The following is an 18590-nucleotide window of genomic DNA, read 5'->3' as shown; positions in this document are numbered from 1 at the left end:
CTTATTTTTTAGCCTTATTTTTTTTGAGAGTAACTTCAAAGTAATAAATTGGAATCCCCAGTGCAACGATTCCTAGTGAGCAAACAACCCCAATGAAGTCTGATCCAATTTCGGAACAGATTACGAAAAGGGAGGCCAGAATAGCTACGATTGGTGTAAATGGATATAGTGGAACTGAGAAAACTCGCTTTCGGTCGGGGTGACGTTTTCTAAGGATGAAAACGCCGAAGAACGCCATCACGTAAAAACAATAGACGGTAAAGATACATAGTTCTGAGAGCCGGTCGGCATCAAAGAAACAGATCATGATAATTACAATGATCAGAACAGCAGCAATTGATACCACTGGCGTTCTGGTCTTTGGATTGAGGTAAGCTAACTGCTTAGAGAACGGAAGTTGATTTTCTTTCGCCATGGCATACATGATACGAGGAAAGGTCATGATTTTTCCGTTCATGCAACCGATGATTGAGATGATGATACCGATACTTAAAATCTTCCCACCAATCATTCCAAAATCTTTGTTAGCCATGTATGGAATGGCATTTGTTCCAAGATCATGAATTTTCTGAGGCCCTATGCTTTTTAAAACACCGTATGAAACTAGCATATAAATGGCAATGACGATTAAAATTCCGAAAGTAATAGCGCGTGGTAGCATCTTTTTAGGGTTTTTGATTTCTCCACCAAGGTTAGCAACTAGGATCCACCCGTCAAAGGCAAATAGAGTGGCTAACATGGCAACTCCAAAACCACCAACTGAGGAGTGGACGTCACTAATACTTTGAGTAAAAGCATCGGCGTGACCAAAGAAAAGTCCGAAGATAATAAGCGCTGCGACTGGGACGAGCTTACAAATTGTGGTAATAATTGAAAAAGCAGCCCCAAATCGATTGGGAAAGGTATTTAATAGACCAACCGCAACAACTGCAATGATAGCTATCGGAATGTTCCATTCTGGTGAAATATGGAAAAAGTCACCTAATAGGATGGCAAGATAAGCTCCAAGTGAAGCGATCATTGCGGGACCATAAACAATAATCTGCATCCATCCAGATAAAAAGCCCCAAAACTTGTTATAAATGACTTCCATGTATGCATATAGTCCACCGGTTTCTGGAATTTGCGAGGCAATCTCGGCAATTGAAAGTCCCGCGGCTAAAGTCAGAAGTCCCCCGGCTAGCCAAGCCAGCATGGCACCATTTGCTGATCCTGCATCGTTTAGAACGGCAGCTTGTCTAACAAAGATTCCAACTCCGATGATGGTTCCAACTACAAGTGAGAGTGCGGACCAAATTCCTAAAGAACGGTTTAACTTTACATTGGACTCTTCTTTTGGTTTCTTCATATAAAATTCCTCCCTTTGAGAATAAAAAAAAGTCCCTGACAACTAAATGTCAGGGACGCAAATTTGCGCGGTTCCACCCAAAATTCTCTGAAATTTTCAGAGCGCTTTTTGTTGCGTATTAATGTGTTTTAAGAGGTGGTTAAATAAAGATTAGTCAGCCAACTTCCAGAATAACGTCGGCTTCTCTTGGGCGGTTTCTTTAAATATTGTTCTCTTAAATTAGTATAGGACCATTTAACCGCGATCCATATTAAATGTCAATGTAATTTTATTAATTAACTTCGTATTTTTGGTATTTTTTGGCCGATGTTTCGGGAAGTTCAACTTTCAACCTCGTTCCCTGATCGGTGTAGTCAGTCTGATAGACCGTTTCGTTTTCATTTAGGTCCGAAACTACTTGGCCACTACTGAAAGGGATGAGGTACGTCTTTTTGACGTAATCTTTAAACAAGTTTTGAGAAATTATGTCGATTAATAAATTAATTGAATCAGGGTCAAGAGCTGACATGATGATGTTATTGCCTTCACGAACGGGATAATTTTCTCCACTCTTATCAGCCTTATTAAAGACCTTAATCATGTTAATGTCGGGGACCCCGATTTCTCTTAGAGTTTTTTCAGTAGTTTGCATCATTAGTTCTTGATTTGGGTCAGAGTAGTCAACTACCTGTACCAAGATATCAGCGTTGCTTGCCTCTTTTAAAGTTGATTTAAAGGCTTGAATTAGTTGATGCGGAAGTTGACTGACAAAACCAACCGTGTCGGTTGCAAGGAAACGTTTATGGTTTGGTAGCTCAATCTTTCGCACGCTGGTGTCTAAGGTGGCAAATAGCATTTTTTTAACGGTAACTTCTTTCTCCTCGTTTTCACCAAATCGTTTTACCAGTTGATTCATAATCGTGGATTTGCCCGCGTTGGTGTAACCAACAAGAGCAATGGTTTTCAAATCGTTTTGTTTGCGCTTTTTACTTTGAGTGTCGTATGATTTGTCAATTTCCTTTAATTCGTGACGAACGTGCGTGATTTGATGTTGAATGGTTCGACGATTCAATTCAATTTGGGTTTCACCCGCACCACGGTTAGCTAGTCCGCCACCAGCAGACTGTTGGTCTAATCGTTGACTAGCACTAGTACGGAGCCTTGGGAGTTGATAGTTTAGTTTGGCAAGCTGGACCTGTAACTTGGCTTCACGAGAACGAGCTCGATTGGCGAAGATCTCCAAAATTAGCCCAGTTCGGTCAATGATTTTAGCGTTGGTTAATTTTTCAAGGTTTCGAATTTGACTAGGACTGAGTTCATCGTTTGCCACAATGATATCTGTCCCAGACGTTTTGACGAGTTGTTCTAGAAATTCAACCTTACCTTTGCCGAAGTAGGTTGCTGGATCAGGGTGATCCAATTTTTGGGTCACGGTTTCAACGCTATGCATGTTGTTCGCGGTGACTAAGTTGTTAAGTTCCTCCATTGAGTACTGAAAATTAGCATCATTTAAATCTAAACCAATTGTAATTACATCAGTAAAGTTGTCGATCATTTATACTCCTTTAGACTGGATCTGAAATGTTGTTATAGTATTTGATAATATAATCGCCATCTTTATAATCAACTTTAGTGACGCTGCCATTCTGAATGGGTTCACTAATATCGATGTCACTAAAACGACTAACGATACTTCGAATGAGAGTTCCATGAGCAGTAATGAGAATATCATCACCATCTTCAGCGTTGTTAACGATTTCGTCCAGCCCAGTTTGAACTCGTTTCCAAAACTGTGAATCATTTTCGGCATCCCCGTATGGATCGGCGTCAGCAATCATGTCGCGGGTCTTTTCCATCGTATAAGTGGCGATCATTTGACTGTATGAATCAGCGCCAGACGGCCCCCCAATGATGTGCCAAACTTGTCCCATGTCATTGCCCTCAAAGTATCCAAAATTCTCTTCTCTGAGGTTTTCCATTTCGATCGGTTCAACTAGTCCTGATGGATTTTCCTTTAGGATTAGTTCGGCGGTGTCACGGGCCCTTTTGGTATCACTACTATATGCCTTGTTGAAATCAACCTTATTAAGGTGTTTTCCAGCATCGATTGCATCGGTGATTCCCTTATCGGTTAAAGCTGAGTCTGCCCATCCCTGTAAACGATGGTAACGATTCAAATATGTTTGGCCGTGTCTGACAAAATATAAATTGATTGAAGTCATTTTTATTTCCCCCTGATTCACTAGTTGCTTAATTCTAGCATATTTTAACGTCCAAGATAAACGGGACGGGTGGAATTGGTATAATTTAGTAATCATTTGAAATAATCATTATATTGTTTTGCGTAAATCATCATGAACCAGATAAAAAATCCACTGACATCATCTTAGTCAGTGGATTAATTAATTTAATTTTGTGATGCTTCCGGGTTAAAATCACTTCTGATTTGAATTCCAGTTCCCTTTTGGGCGGAGAAAATAATTTGATCACCTAATCTTAGGATCGTCTCACCGGTCGGGTGAAGTAGTTTATGGTCGCGAAAGATTTCGTTAATAGTAATGTCACTACTAAAGGGAAGGTCTTTGACTGCTATGTTAGCCAAACTCGGATTAGTTAGTTTAACTTCATGGAGAACTGATTCGTTAGATTCAATCATCTTAAATGTTGACGGGACCTCAATCAACTCTCTTAGCATGGCAATATTAACGGCAAGGTTGTTATATATCTCAACTCCTAGAGAAAGTAGTTCATCTTGATGCTTATCAAGGACATCGCGATTTTCAAAACGAGCGATAACCCGTTTGACGCCATATTTTTTAGCCGACTTGGCCAATTCGTAACTTTTCTCTGAATCAAAGTAGGCCATAACGACGATATCGCAGTCAAAATAGCCGTTGTCAATTAAAAATCTTGGGTCAAGCTTAGAAACAAGATGAACGTTAGCCTGACTGTTATAGGAGCGGTAGTGCTCCTGATTATCAGTGTATACGTTAACGTCGTACCACCCAGTTGAAAGTTGTTGAGCGACTGGGATGGTAGTTAAGTTAACCCCAAAGAAATTAACCTTAATCTTAGGATAGGTTTCTGGTTCGACTTTAAAGGCCTTGTTAAAGACCAGTGGGCCAATGATACAGGTGATAATCGCTGCAAGCAAAAATGCCCCCGATTGTTGAGATGTGATCACTTTCATCCCCTTAGCAACTTGGAGAATTGCAAGAACCATGGTGATGGTTGCACTCGGAAGGGCCATTCCAGCCAGTGAGTTTTGCTTATTGAAACGTAACCTAAAGATGGGATAAAGTCCCAACTTCGCGATGATGTAACTAGCAAAGAAAACAGGGATTAGAACCAAAGTCGCTGGGTTTGACAGCAACTCTTTGACATTCAAACCAACACCACTCATGATAAAGAAGACCGGAATGAAGAGCCCATATCCGATTGAATCCAATCGATCTTTCGTGGTTTCGGATGGTTGTAGTAATTTATAGACCATTCCACCGATGAATGCCCCTAAGATGTCCTCTGATCCAACAAAGACGGCAATCGTTGATAGTAAAACGATGATGAAGAAGGCTAGCCGAATGTCAATCTGAGTGGTTGATTTATTGATTTGGTCTGAAACCTTGAAGAAACGTTTAAACCACCACAATAAAAAGCCCGCTACCACAAATAGAATCAGGATGAGCCATAGTGACTTACTGTCGGATCCAAATACCGAGGCGTAGATCGTCAGGGCGAAGATCGGTAAAACTTCACCAAGGGCAGCAATTAACAGGATGGTTTGGCCAAAGGCGCTTCCAGTGACGTCTTTTTCCTTTAAGGCTGCGATGACAACACCAAGTGAAATGGTAGCAAACAAGATTGAAGCTAACCAGAAGTCACTGAATAGTCCAGTTAGTTTACAGAAGTATCCTAGGATTAATGCTAGAATGATAACCGTTGCATACCCCATAAAGGCTAGTTGAACGGATGAAAATCGTGGAGCAGTTTTGCTTGATTTTTTTTCTAGTTCACTGGGATTTTTGTTTTTGGGTTTAAATAAGGAAAAATCGATTTCCATTCCACTCAAAAACAGCAGAACGATCACACCAATCTTGGAAAGAATGGATAAAATGTTTGAGTCGGAAACGATGTTGAATAAACTGGGTCCTAATATGATTCCAACTAAAATTTCAACGACTGCGGTTGGCAGCATTGAAATATGGAATCGTGCCATCACTAATGGAGTTATTAGGGCCGCAAGTAGAACAATTACTAATGAGATTGAGTCCATATTACGATCACCTTGGTTTATATATTTTGTTCAGTTGAGTTAATATGTTAGAATATTTAATCAAGTTTAGCAAGCAGGAGGGATTATCCGTTGGAAAATTCAATTAAAGATGAAGAACAGAAACACCTTGATTTTGTTGAAAGCAAAATTGAAATGGCAGAGGTCGATGCTGCTAAAAAAATTAAAAAAGCGAAGGGTGACCAATCGGAAATCCAAAAGAACTTTTTTAACGATGTTCGTTTAAAGACAAGTACATATAGTGGACAGATGGAGACGGGTGTCTCGGTTAGACAGCAACAGCAATTACTTTCGGAACGTGAGAATCGCTGGAAGAACGCCGCAAGGGATCTTGATACGCTAAAACGGCTGGATCAAAATCCCTACTTTGCTCGAATTGATTTTCACGAAGAAGGCGAGAAACACACTGAAACCATTTACATTGGCCTAGCGTCATTTACCGATAATCCTGACGATTATCTGGTGTACGACTGGCGGGCACCTATTTCCAGTATTTACTATGATAGTGGAATTGGTGAAATGACGTATGATTCACCGGCTGGTCCCCAAAAGGTTGACGTCAAGTTAAAGCGACAGATTGAGATCAAGAACGGTAAGATTGAAACCATCTTTGATACAGACGAAGCCCTTGGAGACAACTTACTTCTAGAAAATCTCAGTCATCAGTCTGATACCAAAATGAAGAGCATCGTTACCACGATTCAAAAAGAGCAGAACCAGATCATTCGTGATACTGATTCTGATTTGCTTTTTGTTCAAGGAGCGGCCGGGTCAGGAAAAACGGCTGCTGTTTTGCAACGAATTGCATACTTACTTTATCGTTATCGTGGTAATTTGAATTCTGGACAGGTAATTTTATTTTCCCCCAACCAACTTTTTAATGACTACATTAATGAAGTCTTACCCGAGTTGGGGGAACAAAATATGGTTCAGATGACGTACTATCAATACACCAACCGACGAGTTCCCCACTTGGAGGTTGAAACCATTGGTGAACGTTTTGTCGAAACTCATGAAAAACACCAACAAAAGGTGGTTAACTTCAAAAATAGCTTGGATTTCTTTGATCTAGTTGGAAAGTACGCTCACCATTTAAATAAGGAAAACTTTCAGTTTAAAGACATTAAATTTGAAGATAATGTCTTTATTTCAAAGGAAGATATTAGTGAAATCTACTATCGTTTTAACGAAAACTATAACTTACGGAATCGTTTGGAAGCTACCAAGGAAGAACTTAATAAGATTTTAAATCGTCACATTGGGAGTGAGATGAAAAAGAAGTGGGTCGAAGAAACCATTGAAGGACTTGACCACCAACAACTTCAGGCAATTTACGCTAAATATGGCGAAAGTATGGATAATCCCGATAAGGAATATAACTTTTTGGCTAAAAAGATTGTCCAAAACGCTTTTAGAAACGTTAGAAAGGCCATTACTCGCGGTCGATTTGTTAGTATCAATCGTCAGTTCGTTAATCTAATCAGAAACGTTCCTAGAATTACCGACTTGAGCAAGTATGGAATTGATGAACAAGAATGGAATGACGGGGTTGAAAAATCAATTGAACGATTAAAGAATGGCAAAATTAGTGATGCTGATATTTCAATTTATCTTTATTTGTATGATTTAATATCTGGGAAACGTCCTGATATTCACATGCGTTATTTGTTTGTCGATGAAGTTCAAGACTATACCCCCTTTCAGTTGGCTTACCTCAAGTTTAATTTTCCAAGGGCTAAGTTTACTTTACTGGGAGACCTCAACCAAGCGATCTTCACGCATGAGAGTAGTAACAGCCTTTTGCGGGAAATGAAGACGATGTTTGATCCTGAGAAGACCAAGGTAATCGAACTTAATAAGTCTTATCGTTCAACTGAACAAATCACTGATTTTACCAAGCATTTGATCCCAGATGGCAGTAAGATCCAGTCGTTTGCTAGAAGTGGTGAACTTCCTAAAGTTAACGTTGTCAAAGATTTTAATAAGGGAATAAACGTTTTAAAGAATACGATTCAGGTAAATGATCAGGCGAGTGATACCACGGCCGTCATTGCTAAATCGTTAGACGAGTGTCGACGAGTTCATGATGAGCTAAAAAAAGATGGGATTAAATCCACGTTGATTCAAACCGAAAATCAGCGGTTGGTCAAGGGTGTTATTGTTGTTCCGGCCTATCTAGCTAAGGGACTTGAGTTTGACGCCGTTGTAATGTGGAATGGTTCTAAAGAAGAATATCCAACGGAGCGTGATGACCAGTTAGTGTACACAATTTGTAGTCGTGCTATGCACCGCCTGGACGTGATTTCAGTTGGGGAGTTATCACCAACGTTTAAGGACGTCCCAAAAGATGAGTATGATTTAGTAACCAAGTAGGTGAGTTTTGTTGAAGGATTTCTATGAATTTAGTAAAAATGAATGGAAACAGTTTTATCCAAATGAATCTGCTCCAATTACACAGGCTAATTTGGAAAGATTAAAGGCCTTTAATGATCAGATCTCACTTGACGATGTTTCTGATATTTACATGCCATTGGTACGCTTATTAGAACTGGCTTCTAAGCATTACCAAGATTGGGAGCTTACTGAAAGTGATTTTCTAAAACGTAAAACGCCTAAAATTCCATTTATCATCGGAATTTCGGGAAGTGTGGCTGTGGGGAAATCAACCGCAGCGCGTTTGCTTCAATACCTTTTTACCGATTTATTACCAGAAATGAAAACGCAACTAATCACGACTGATGGTTTTTTGTATCCAACTAAGGTCTTAAAAGAAAAGGGCATTCTTGATCGTAAGGGGTTTCCTGAAAGCTATGACATGGAATCATTGATTCAGTTTTTGGTTAAGATTAAAGCCGGCGTGAAAGAAGTAAAAGCACCAGTTTACTCTCATCAAACGTATGACATTATTCCTCATCGTTATGATGTCATCACTAATCCCGACATTTTAATCATTGAAGGAATTAACACGCTTCAAATTCCTGATCATCAAAAACTCTATATTGGTGATTTTACTGATTTTTCGATCTATATCGATGCTAATCCAGATCTGATTGAGACTTGGTACCTTAATCGCTTTAAGAAGTTAATGAAAACGGCTTTTCAGGATCCAACTAATTATTACTATAAGTACGCAAAAGAGGAGCCAGAACAGGCGGTTAAAATGGCGGGAAACGTTTGGAAAACCGTCAATTTACCGAACTTAAAGGAGTACATTTTACCAACACGTGAAAGAGCCAACCTTATTATTCATAAGGGTGTAGGGCACATCGTTGATAAAGTTTATCTTAGGAAATATTAAAATAAAAAATCGCTCGATCGTTATAATTCAATGATTGAGCGATTTTTTATTGAGAAATAGATTAAATGGTTGCAAAGTTTACAAATGTAGATTATGATTAAAATTGAATTTACAGATGTAAACCATGAATTGGAGGTGAATTATTTGGATCAAACCAAAAAAATTGAAGAAATTACGCCCGCTGAATGGCAAATTATGCGGTTGATTTGGACGATGGGAGATAGTTCATCACGAAAAATAATTGATACGATTGCGAAAAAACGTGATTGGAAAGAGTCAACGATTAAAACGTTACTTAGTCGATTGGTTAAGAAGGGATTGTTGACTCGGTTTAAAAAAGGACGCTATTTCGTTTATTCGCCCACTGTTAACGAACAGAATGCGATGAATCTAAGTGCTGAAGAACTTTTTGAACAAATGTGCGACATGCGTAAGGGCCAGACCATTATGGATTTGATTAACCAAAGTAAGATTAGTAAGAGTGATATTCACAAGTTGGGTGAAGTTTTGAGACAAAAGCTAAAAACCGCCCCCGATAAAGTGGATTGTAACTGTTTACCAGGCGATATGAGTATGGATTGTCAATAGAGAGGAGCTTTTTAATGAAGGATATGGACAATGGAAAACATGATTCAATGGGGAAAATGAATATGAATCATGATAACCATAATATGAAAAATATGAACCCCAAAGACAATGATAATAGTCAAATGAACATGAAGGGTAATTCTAAAATGAAAATGGATCATGGTTCTATGAACATGGGAAACGGTTCAATGGATATGGGCGGCGGCCACATGATGAACATGGGAAACTTCAAACGGCGCTTTTGGATTTCATTGATTATTACGATTCCCATCTTATTACTTTCTCCGTTTATGGGGATGAAGTTGCCGTTTCAGATTACCTTTCCGGGGTCTGATTGGATTGTAATGATTCTTTCAACCATTCTGTTCTTTTATGGTGGTCAACCATTCTTTAGTGGAGCCAAAAATGAGTTGAAAAGTCATGCTCCAGCAATGATGACGTTGATTACACTAGGTATTTCAGCTTCGTACTTTTATAGTTTGTATGCTTTTATTATGAATACCTTCATTAATCCAAACGGTCATGTGATGAATTTCTTCTGGGAACTAGCAAGCTTGATTGTCATTATGCTACTAGGTCACTGGATTGAAATGGATGCGGTCATGAATGCTGGCGATGCTCTTAAAAAGATGGCTGCACTACTTCCAAGCACAGCCCATTTGGTTAAATCTAACGGAGAAACTAAGGATATTCAACTAGACCAGTTAAAAGCTGGCGACATTGTTTTGGTTCAACCGGGTGAAAAAGTTCCAGCTGACGGCGTGGTTGATTCTGGAACTAGTGCTGTAAACGAAGCCTTAGTAACTGGTGAATCGAAGGCAGTGACTAAGAAAAAGGGAAGTAAAGTAATTGGTGGATCCGTCAACGGTGATGGTAGTATGCAAGTCAAAGTTACCGCCACTGCTAAAGATGGATACCTAGCTCAAGTTATTAAAATGGTGCAAGCTGCTCAAAAGGAAAAATCAAAAGCGGAGACGTTAGCTGACAAGGTTTCGCGCTGGTTGTTCTATGGCGCCCTGATCATTGGAATTTTAGCATTGGTCGTTTGGACGATTTTAAGCGGATTAAGTTATGGACTGCAACGAATGATTACGGTCCTGGTTATCGCATGTCCCCATGCTTTAGGTTTAGCCATCCCACTAGTCGTAGCTAGAAGTACCTCAATTGCCGCTCAGAATGGACTGTTAATCAGAAATCGTCAGTCAATTGAAGAGGTTAAACGTTTGGATTACGTCTTTATGGATAAGACTGGGACTCTGACTGAAGGAGTCTTTCAAGTCAATGATGTAATCTCTGATTCCGATATGAGTAACGAAGAACTTTTGACTAAATTTGCTGATCTTGAAGCTAATTCTAGTCATCCTCTAGCAGCTGGAATTCTAGCCAAGGCTAAAAAGGAGCAAGTTTCCGTCGTCCCAGCCAAGAACGTCCAAGCCATTCAGGGAGTTGGACTAACGGGACAAATTGACGGAAAAGAGTATAAGATTGTGACGGCTAAGTATCTAACTGATAATCACATGGACTACGATCATAAACAATTTGATAATCTTGCTAGTCAAGGTAATTCGATTAGTTACTTGGTAAGTGATGATAAGGTACTTGGGGTGATTGCCCAAGGAGATGTTCTTCGTCCTAAGTCAATCGACTTAATTAAGGCACTTAGAAGAATGAACATTACCCCCGTAATGCTCACTGGTGATAATGACTTGGCTGCTAAACGAGTTGCTCATCAATTGGGTGATATTGATTATCGGTCCGAACTACTTCCACAAAATAAGGAAGAAATCATCAAAGAGTATCAGAATAAGGGTAATGATGTCATGATGGTTGGTGACGGTATCAACGATGCTCCGAGTTTATCACGTGCTAACATTGGAGTGGCCATCGGTGCTGGAACCGACATTGCCATCGAATCGGCTGACGTTGTACTGGTTAGAAGTGATCCAGAAGATATCATTGACTTCTTAGACCTTGCCAGAGCAACTAACCGGAAAATGGTTGAGAACCTCTGGTGGGGAGCTGGCTACAATATCATTGCAATGCCACTTGCTGCTGGGATCTTAGCTCCAATTGGAATTATCCTTTCGCCAGCCGTTGGGGCCTTGATTATGTCAGCTTCAACCATCATTGTGGCTGTGAATGCTTTCACCCTTCATATGGGAAAGATTAAAGAATAAACAATTAATTAGTCGATTAAGCAAGAGTGGCTTTCATTTGCCACTCTTTTTTTGTATAATCGATCCATTAAGTAATAAATTAAGTAACAAGGGATGGTGGGTGTTCATGGATCAACAAAAGAAAAAGTATTCCCCGATGATGAAGTTTTCGTTGTTGGCGGTTTCGTTAGTTTTAGCGTCATCACTGTCAGTTTCAGCGGAAGTACCACAATGGCAGCGTGCATTTCCAGGGCATTCATATTCAAGTATTGAGTTAATTGCCACCATGCCAGCTTTAGCAGTGATCATCTTCCTGCTTGGAAGTAGTTGGATTGCTAAAAAGATTGGTGCCAAAAGAACCGTTATACTCGGGTTGCTGGTCAGCGGAATCGCTGGAGTGATTCCTATTTTTGTTACTAATTATTATGTAATGCTTATTTCACGATTTGCTTTTGGAATTGGACTTGGTTTGTTGAATGGACTGGCCGTTAGTCTGATTGGAACCTTCTTTAAGGGAAAAGAAAAGAATCAACTGATGGGAGTTAGAAGTGGATTTGAGATGTTGGGTAATGCCATTTCAGCGTACGTTGCTGGTGCATTACTGGTTGATTTTGGTTGGCATAGTGCTTTTCTAATTTATACCTTGGCATTTCCGGTTGCCATCTTGTTTTTCTTCTTTGTTCCGTCACCACCAAAAGTGGAACATTATCAAGCGGAACGAAAAAACAAATACTTTCCAAAGATTAATACTGATGTTCTTTTCTGGACCATGCTACTTGCTGGATATCAAATTACGTATGTGGGTGCCACCGTTCGAATTGCTGAATTTATTGAAGGAACCGGGATTGGTTCCACACAACAGTCAGCGGTTGTTATCAGTATTGCGCCAATCTTTGGTTTAGTTGGTGGTATAGTCTTCAGTATGGCACTGATGAAGTTGAAGAAATATTTATTGCCCGTCGGAATTATTGCTAGTGGATTTTGTCAGCTATGGATTGGGTTATCACACTCGTTCTTTAGTGCGGCGCTTGGCTTTTTCCTAGTAACTTTTCTTGATGCGATTGTGGTTTCCTACATTTTAAACATTGCGACTGAAATTTCATCCAAAGGAACTCTGAACTTAACCACTTCCATCTTGTTGATTGGTAGTAATTGTGGAATCTTTTTAGCACCGATTGCTTTAGGTGGGATTGATTCGGTATTTAGTTCCAATAAGCCCGCATTAACCTTTGTGGTTTGTGGAATTATTCTACTAGCTATGGGAGCCGTTGGTGTATGGGATATTAAATTTTTACGCAGAAAAATATTTAATTAGGGCAGTGCATTTGATGCATCGCCTTATTTATTTTGGTCAAAGGAGCAAAAAACCATGAAAGTTAATTTTAAAAGTTCTCATACTAGTCCCATATCGCTCAAGGCCTTTTTGAGTCAACATGGGATTAGTCATCGGATGTATGCAGACTTAAAGCGAGCGAAAAATGCTTTTAAGATTAATGCTAAGACCGTCAAGCCATCGGTTAACGTTGCTTTTGATGATGTCGTCTCTGTCTTTCTCCCAAATGAATTATCTGATCCACGAATTGCGGTTAGTTTTGAACCAATTAATGTAATTTACGAAGATGAGAATTGGCTAGTGGTTAATAAAGAAGCTGGGTTAACGTCTGTTCCAGGCCCAAGCAACCAATCCGATACACTGGTGAATCGGATTAAGGGCTATTTAATAAACGAAGAGGCCGCAAATTTACGACCGCACATTATTACACGTTTGGATCGGTTTACTAGTGGAGTGGTCTTAGTTGCTAAAAATCGTTTGGCAAATAGTTATGCCAATGAAGAGCTGAATCGTCATGAAATTGATAAGCGATACCTAGCAATCGTTTCTGGCAAAATGACACAAAAGCACGGGCTCATTGACCAGCCAATTGGGCGAATTGGTGATAACTTTGCGAGACAAGTGACTACGTCGGGAAAGGCCGCACAGACGGAATACTGGGTTAAAAAAGACTTAAGTGATGCATCACTATTAGAAATTAAACTTCACACTGGGCGTACCCATCAGATTCGGGTTCACATGACATCGATTGGTCACCGGCTGCTTGGTGATGAACTTTATCATGGTCCACTTGATCGGGGAATTAAACGCCAGGCGTTACATGCTTTTACGCTTTCTTTCTTTGATCCGTTTCAAGGACGGCAGTTAAATTTTGAAGCCAAGTTGCCTGATGATATGGAAAAGGTAATTTCCAAAAATTAGTATGTAAATTTTTTAAAATTTGCTACAATAAAGTTAGTAAAGTAAGGAGAATGTTCCGTGGAAGATAACATCCAGTTAGGTGAAAAATCCTTTGATAAAATGATGTTTGTACTTAATAAACCGGTGAATGAGAAGAATCACCTTGACTATAAGTTCAAAGATTATGAGATGCAGCAAATTGCTGACGACATTTGGGCAATGCCTGCTTACATGAAAAAAGACGATGATTTTACCATTTTCTTCATTGTTACCAGGGTTAATAGTGGCGAGATTGTGGTAGCAATGGCAACTGGTCAGTCTGGTAAAAAAGGTCAGTTTGATCTGTCACGACCAGTTAATACGGGTGCCGGATTAAACGAATTATATAAACACGATCAGGACCAAGCGAAAGAAGCTCTTCACTTTTTGAATTTAATTTCAAAAGCTGGTGAGGGTGAATGGCGAATGGTAGAAGACTAAACAGAAAATAGGAGAGTTAACATGGCCCAAATTTATTTAGCAAGTCCATTTTTTAGTAACGAACAAATTCAAAGAATTGAAGTTGTTGAACACGCATTAGAGGCAAATCCAACGGTGACTGATTTTTATTCACCACGTAAACATCAGGACGCTGAAAATGAACAGTTTACCCTTCCATGGGCGAACGAGATCTATCATCGTGACATGGAAAATCTAGAAGCAGCTAAAGCAGTGGTGGCTGTGGTTGATTTTGGTGGTAGTAATGTTGATAGTGGTACTGCGTATGAGATTGGTGCGGGGGTTCAAATGGGAAAGCCCGTTGTGGTCTTTCAGCAAAAGGATGAACCACTTAACCTAATGATCTCAGAAAGTTTGCATGCTTACCTGAAAAACGGCGAGCAACTCCAGGCTTATGATTTTACTAAGATGCCAGAGAGTCACTATACAGGGAACATTTTTTAAGTCGAATTAAAGGAGAAAGATTATGAATAATGATCAATTATCTGGAATGAGATTTTTCGAAGTAACGGTATTAAATGCAGTCATTACGATTCTTGAATTTTTGGGTGGGATCTTTTCGGGAAGTTTGTCACTTCTTTCGGACGCCTTCCATAATTTGGGGGATTCCATTTCAATTGTATTGAGCTATATTGCTCATCGAATAAGTAAAAAACAACAAACCAAACAGAACACTTATGGCTTTAAACGAGCTGAAATTATTTCGGCGTTCTTGAATTCATTGTTTTTGATTTTAATTTCGCTTTTTTTGATTATTGAAGCTGTTAAGCGAATTTCACATCCAGAAACAATTAATGGGCCAGTAATGCTGGTGGTTGCAGTTGTCGGAACTGTGGCCAACTTCTTTTCTGCTTTTTTGTTAAATAAAGGCGCTAAGCACAACTTGAACATGAGAGCCACCTACCTCCACTTGTTGAGTGATTCGTTGTCATCGCTTGGAATTATTATTGGTGGAATCTTAATTGCTTTCTTGAATTGGACAATTGTGGATCCAATTGTGACCATCCTAGTGGCACTTTACATTATGTGGGAGAGTTGGCCCATCATTAGGAAAACGGTGGGGATTTTGATGGAAAGTGCACCCAAACTGAATTACGCTGCCATTAAAAAAGATCTATTAAAAATTGATGGGGTGACTGGTGTTCACCACGTGCATGCGATGATGGTGGATGAAAACAGCATCGTTTTTTCGGCTCACGTTAATATGAAAAATATGCCCTTAGATCAGGTCCAATTAATTTACGATAAGATTAATAAATTATTGAAGAGTAAGTATCACATTGACCATGTCACGATTCAACCAGAAGTTGACCGGGGAAGACATGATGATTTATTTTACGATAACGGCAAAGACATATAAAAAAACAGTTTCTTTCTACTAGAGAAAGAAACTGTTTTTTTGTGATTTTAAAGTGATCTATAAAGTGCTGTCTGGATCTAATTTATTGGTTTCGTTAACATACCATTCTGACCAATCAGTGGTGGGGTTACCGTTTTCAAAGTAAGTCTGACTTAATTTACTTAAAAGGATTGCGAAATCACCATAGTCAAGTTCAATGATGTCAGCGACAACGTCTCGTGGACTATTATTACTCAGAGTGACGATTTCACGGTTTAAATCAGCAATTACACCAGATTCACCGTCAAAAGTACTCATAACTTCCAGGTTGTTGTTCCTAAATAGTTTGATGTAGAAAGGAACAAAATCGTTAACAACCTTTTTTTGGCCCTGCTCACTTAAATCACTAAACTTTACATTGTCACTCATATTTTTCCTCCTGTATGATACCGTTACAAATCTAATTTAATTATATCTGTCTGGATACCATTCGTAAAATAGTTTTTTGTAACGAAAACTCAATGAGATTTTTTACTTATATTTTGATATGCTAGAAATATTAAAGAAAAGGGGTGAGTCGCATGTTTGGGAAGAATCAACTGGATCCGGATTCGCGTTTTCGTAATTATAGTGATTTGGTCATTAAGACCTGTATGTTGGCGGGTAAAATCATGATTGAAAATGGGTCAGAAATGACACGAGTTAATGACACCATTAAGCGAATCGCACGAAATGCTGGGATGCCAAACTTGAAGACTTACATTACGATTACTGGAATTATGATTTCCGTTAATGATAATTCAGAAACTCAGATTACTGAGATTGATAAGCGGGCTTTTGACTTAAGAAAAATCACGGCTGTGAACGATTTATCGCGACGCTTTGCGGAACACAAGACAACGTTAGAGCAGTTCTATCAAGAATTGCAACACGTTAGTGATCTGGATACTTATTTTCCGTACTGGATGAAAATGTTAGCGGCTGCGGTCCTTTCAGGATCCATTGAAGTGGTTTTTCGTGGTGATTATTCGGTATTCTTTATTACCTGTCTGATTGGGATGTTAGGTTGGATTATTTTTGACTATTTGAATCGTATCGTGAAAGTTGAGTTTATAAACGAATTTACTGCGGCCATTTCAATTGGCATGTTAGCCATGCTAGCCCGAAAGTTGGGACTTGGAAGTGGTGTGGATAATATGATTATTGGGAGTGTGATGCCGCTTGTTCCTGGCGTCCAAATTACTAATGCGGTCCGAGATTTAATGTCTGGCAACCTTGTTAGTGGACCAGCTAGAGCAATGGAAGCCATTATGGGAGCGTGTGCTTTAGGATTTGGAGTGGCACTTGCTTTGAAGTGGTTTGGATAGGGGTGTTTATGATTGAAATTTTAGTGAAAATAATTGGAGTTTACGTTGCCACCCTTTGTTTTGCAATTTTGATCAACGTGCCACCGCGTGCTCTTAATCTAGGTGGATTGGTGGGGGTTGCCAGCTATTTAGTGTACCTAACCTACAATTCGATTTTTGGTGGTTACGTTGGTGGAAACGTCTTTGGAGCGTTTACGATTGGGATCTTGGGAATGCTGGCAGCTCGGTACAAAAAAATGCCAATCATCGTTTTTAACATTCCAGCGTTAGTTCCGCTTGTTCCCGGTGGACAGGCGTATGAAGTTATGAAATACATTGCAACGGGCAACACGCACTTAGCGTTTGTTTACTTAATGCAAGTCGCGATGATTGCAGGAGCGTTGGCGATTGGGTTCTTACTAGCCGAGTTGGCGATTCAACTGTTCTTTCACATCACCCATCTTTTGAAAGGAATCGTATCTTAATTGAAAGTAAAAACCACATTGACAAGCGACCAATGTGGTTTTTAGTTAGTTTGAAGCTGTTTGACAAAGTCTTGATAATCCTGCTCCTCACCGGTATCGGTGATTTGAATATTATCGAGGTTGGCGTTTCTTAGGTCACCTTCACTAATATTTAACTCATTAGTAAAAGTCGCATTTCCAATCAAATGAAGATCGTAGTGAACCCCACTGCGTTTTATGTGAGTTTTTACCATACCACCTGGATTATAAATATTGACGGTTTCGTCAAAGTCCGAATCATGAGTTAAGATTTCATAAATTAGACTAGTGGCCGTCATTCCAGTCCCACAGGCATTTGTAAGACCTACACCCCGTTCGAAGGTTCGAACGAAAAGTTCATTTTGATCCATAACGTTAGCAAAATTAACGTTGACGCCGTCCGTAAAGTACTTGTTTTTTCCGTTTAGCATTTTGCCTAGCTTAACTAAATCGTCTGATTTAACTTGATCCATACTCATAAAACTAATGAGATGAGGATTAGGCACTGCGACCGCTGAATAATCTAGTCCAGAAATGAAATCATTGACTGGCTGATCTAACAGTGGTGTTTTGATATTTTCAAGGGGCAGACTCTTAGCGTCAAATGAGATTGGTGAGATCTGAACACTAAAGGCGGGAACTCCAGGTGCAATGTCACTCTCTTTTGTCACATCTAGATCTGCATCGTTGGTTTCAACCTTGAAAGCATCCTGACCAAACTTTTGTGACAAGTACCGAGAAACGGTCCGAAGTCCGTTTCCACACATTGAAGCTTCACTGCCATCGGCGTTAAAGACTCGCATTTTCCCCAGTGCATTGGGGTGGTTTGATGAATCAACTACCAAGACCCCATCGGCGCCGTTTAAAATGTGATTTTTGGGGTCTGAAATGGTTTGAGCAAGTTTTTTAAGTTCCGAGTCAGTTAGTTTTTGGTCTAATTCGGTTTGATCCAAAATAAAGAATTGATTTTCGGATCCATGTACTTTAAGTAATTTAGTCATAATTTAGTCT

Annotated in this window: 17 protein-coding genes; 11 read left to right on the top strand and 6 right to left on the bottom strand. The window is 39.5% G+C overall.

All coding sequences use genetic code 11. From position 1 onward, the window contains the following. Position 1: 1 nt before the first annotated feature. The 4 genes from AC6UC9_RS00635 to AC6UC9_RS00620 all read right to left on the bottom strand — a co-directional run bounded on the left by AC6UC9_RS00635 (position 2) and on the right by AC6UC9_RS00620 (position 5600). The gene (locus AC6UC9_RS00635) at positions 2-1348 is read right to left on the bottom strand and encodes an APC family permease (protein WP_500700817.1); all 1347 of its coding nucleotides are present in this window, start codon (positions 1346-1348) and stop codon (positions 2-4) included. Positions 1349-1619: 271 nt separating this feature from the next. Next, a complete protein-coding gene (hflX, locus tag AC6UC9_RS00630; protein ID WP_500700816.1) occupies positions 1620-2882 on the bottom strand; it encodes a GTPase HflX in 1263 nt (420 codons plus the stop codon). Between the two features lie 10 nt (positions 2883-2892). Beyond that, on the bottom strand, positions 2893-3549 hold the full coding sequence (locus AC6UC9_RS00625) for a histidine phosphatase family protein (RefSeq protein ID WP_500693505.1): 657 nt from the start codon (positions 3547-3549) through the stop codon (positions 2893-2895). A gap of 185 nt (positions 3550-3734) precedes the next feature. After that, positions 3735-5600, bottom strand: a complete 1866-nt coding sequence (locus AC6UC9_RS00620) for a cation:proton antiporter domain-containing protein (RefSeq protein ID WP_500693506.1) — start codon at positions 5598-5600, stop codon at positions 3735-3737. A 90-nt stretch (positions 5601-5690) separates the two neighbouring features. Between AC6UC9_RS00620 and helD the strand changes: the two genes are divergently transcribed. From helD to AC6UC9_RS00575, 9 genes are all read left to right on the top strand, one after another. Further along, complete coding sequence (gene helD, locus AC6UC9_RS00615) at positions 5691-7991, top strand: RNA polymerase recycling motor HelD (RefSeq protein WP_500700815.1); 2301 nt, start codon at positions 5691-5693, stop codon at positions 7989-7991. A 10-nt stretch (positions 7992-8001) separates the two neighbouring features. Continuing rightward, positions 8002-8916: a type I pantothenate kinase gene (gene coaA, locus AC6UC9_RS00610; RefSeq protein ID WP_500693508.1), complete on the top strand. Its 915-nt coding sequence runs from the start codon at positions 8002-8004 to the stop codon at positions 8914-8916. 144 nt (positions 8917-9060) lie between these two features. Further along, a complete protein-coding gene (locus AC6UC9_RS00605) occupies positions 9061-9504 on the top strand; it encodes a CopY/TcrY family copper transport repressor (RefSeq protein WP_500700814.1) in 444 nt (147 codons plus the stop codon). Positions 9505-9518: 14 nt separating this feature from the next. Then, on the top strand, positions 9519-11681 hold the full coding sequence (locus AC6UC9_RS00600; protein ID WP_500700813.1) for a heavy metal translocating P-type ATPase: 2163 nt from the start codon (positions 9519-9521) through the stop codon (positions 11679-11681). 106 nt (positions 11682-11787) lie between these two features. Continuing rightward, positions 11788-12975, top strand: coding sequence for an MFS transporter (locus AC6UC9_RS00595; protein ID WP_500693510.1), 1188 nt, complete (start codon positions 11788-11790; stop codon positions 12973-12975). A 54-nt stretch (positions 12976-13029) separates the two neighbouring features. Next, positions 13030-13914 (top strand): RluA family pseudouridine synthase, encoded by an 885-nt coding sequence (locus AC6UC9_RS00590; RefSeq protein WP_500700812.1) that lies wholly within the window; start codon positions 13030-13032, stop codon positions 13912-13914. A gap of 57 nt (positions 13915-13971) precedes the next feature. Continuing rightward, positions 13972-14373 (top strand): hypothetical protein, encoded by a 402-nt coding sequence (locus AC6UC9_RS00585; protein WP_500693512.1) that lies wholly within the window; start codon positions 13972-13974, stop codon positions 14371-14373. Positions 14374-14394: 21 nt separating this feature from the next. Continuing rightward, entirely contained in the window at positions 14395-14835 is a 441-nt protein-coding gene (locus AC6UC9_RS00580) for a nucleoside 2-deoxyribosyltransferase (protein WP_500693513.1), read from the top strand. A 22-nt stretch (positions 14836-14857) separates the two neighbouring features. Further along, the gene (locus AC6UC9_RS00575; protein WP_500693514.1) at positions 14858-15751 is read left to right on the top strand and encodes a cation diffusion facilitator family transporter; all 894 of its coding nucleotides are present in this window, start codon (positions 14858-14860) and stop codon (positions 15749-15751) included. Between the two features lie 57 nt (positions 15752-15808). Here the strand turns inward: AC6UC9_RS00575 and AC6UC9_RS00570 are convergent, their stop codons facing one another. Further along, positions 15809-16159: a hypothetical protein gene (locus AC6UC9_RS00570; RefSeq protein ID WP_500695246.1), complete on the bottom strand. Its 351-nt coding sequence runs from the start codon at positions 16157-16159 to the stop codon at positions 15809-15811. A 152-nt stretch (positions 16160-16311) separates the two neighbouring features. Between AC6UC9_RS00570 and AC6UC9_RS00565 the strand changes: the two genes are divergently transcribed. Beyond that, positions 16312-17097, top strand: a complete 786-nt coding sequence (locus tag AC6UC9_RS00565) for a threonine/serine exporter family protein (RefSeq protein ID WP_500693516.1) — start codon at positions 16312-16314, stop codon at positions 17095-17097. Between the two features lie 8 nt (positions 17098-17105). After that, on the top strand, positions 17106-17561 hold the full coding sequence (locus tag AC6UC9_RS00560; protein ID WP_500693517.1) for a threonine/serine exporter family protein: 456 nt from the start codon (positions 17106-17108) through the stop codon (positions 17559-17561). A 41-nt stretch (positions 17562-17602) separates the two neighbouring features. Here the strand turns inward: AC6UC9_RS00560 and dapF are convergent, their stop codons facing one another. After that, positions 17603-18580: a diaminopimelate epimerase gene (gene dapF, locus AC6UC9_RS00555; RefSeq protein WP_500700811.1), complete on the bottom strand. Its 978-nt coding sequence runs from the start codon at positions 18578-18580 to the stop codon at positions 17603-17605. Between the last annotated feature and the right edge of the window lie 10 nt (positions 18581-18590).

The organism is Fructilactobacillus sp. X7R4C1 (assembly GCF_059901115.1).
The sequence above is the reverse complement of the archived record's forward strand: the minus strand, read 5'-3'. Positions and strand labels throughout refer to the sequence as shown.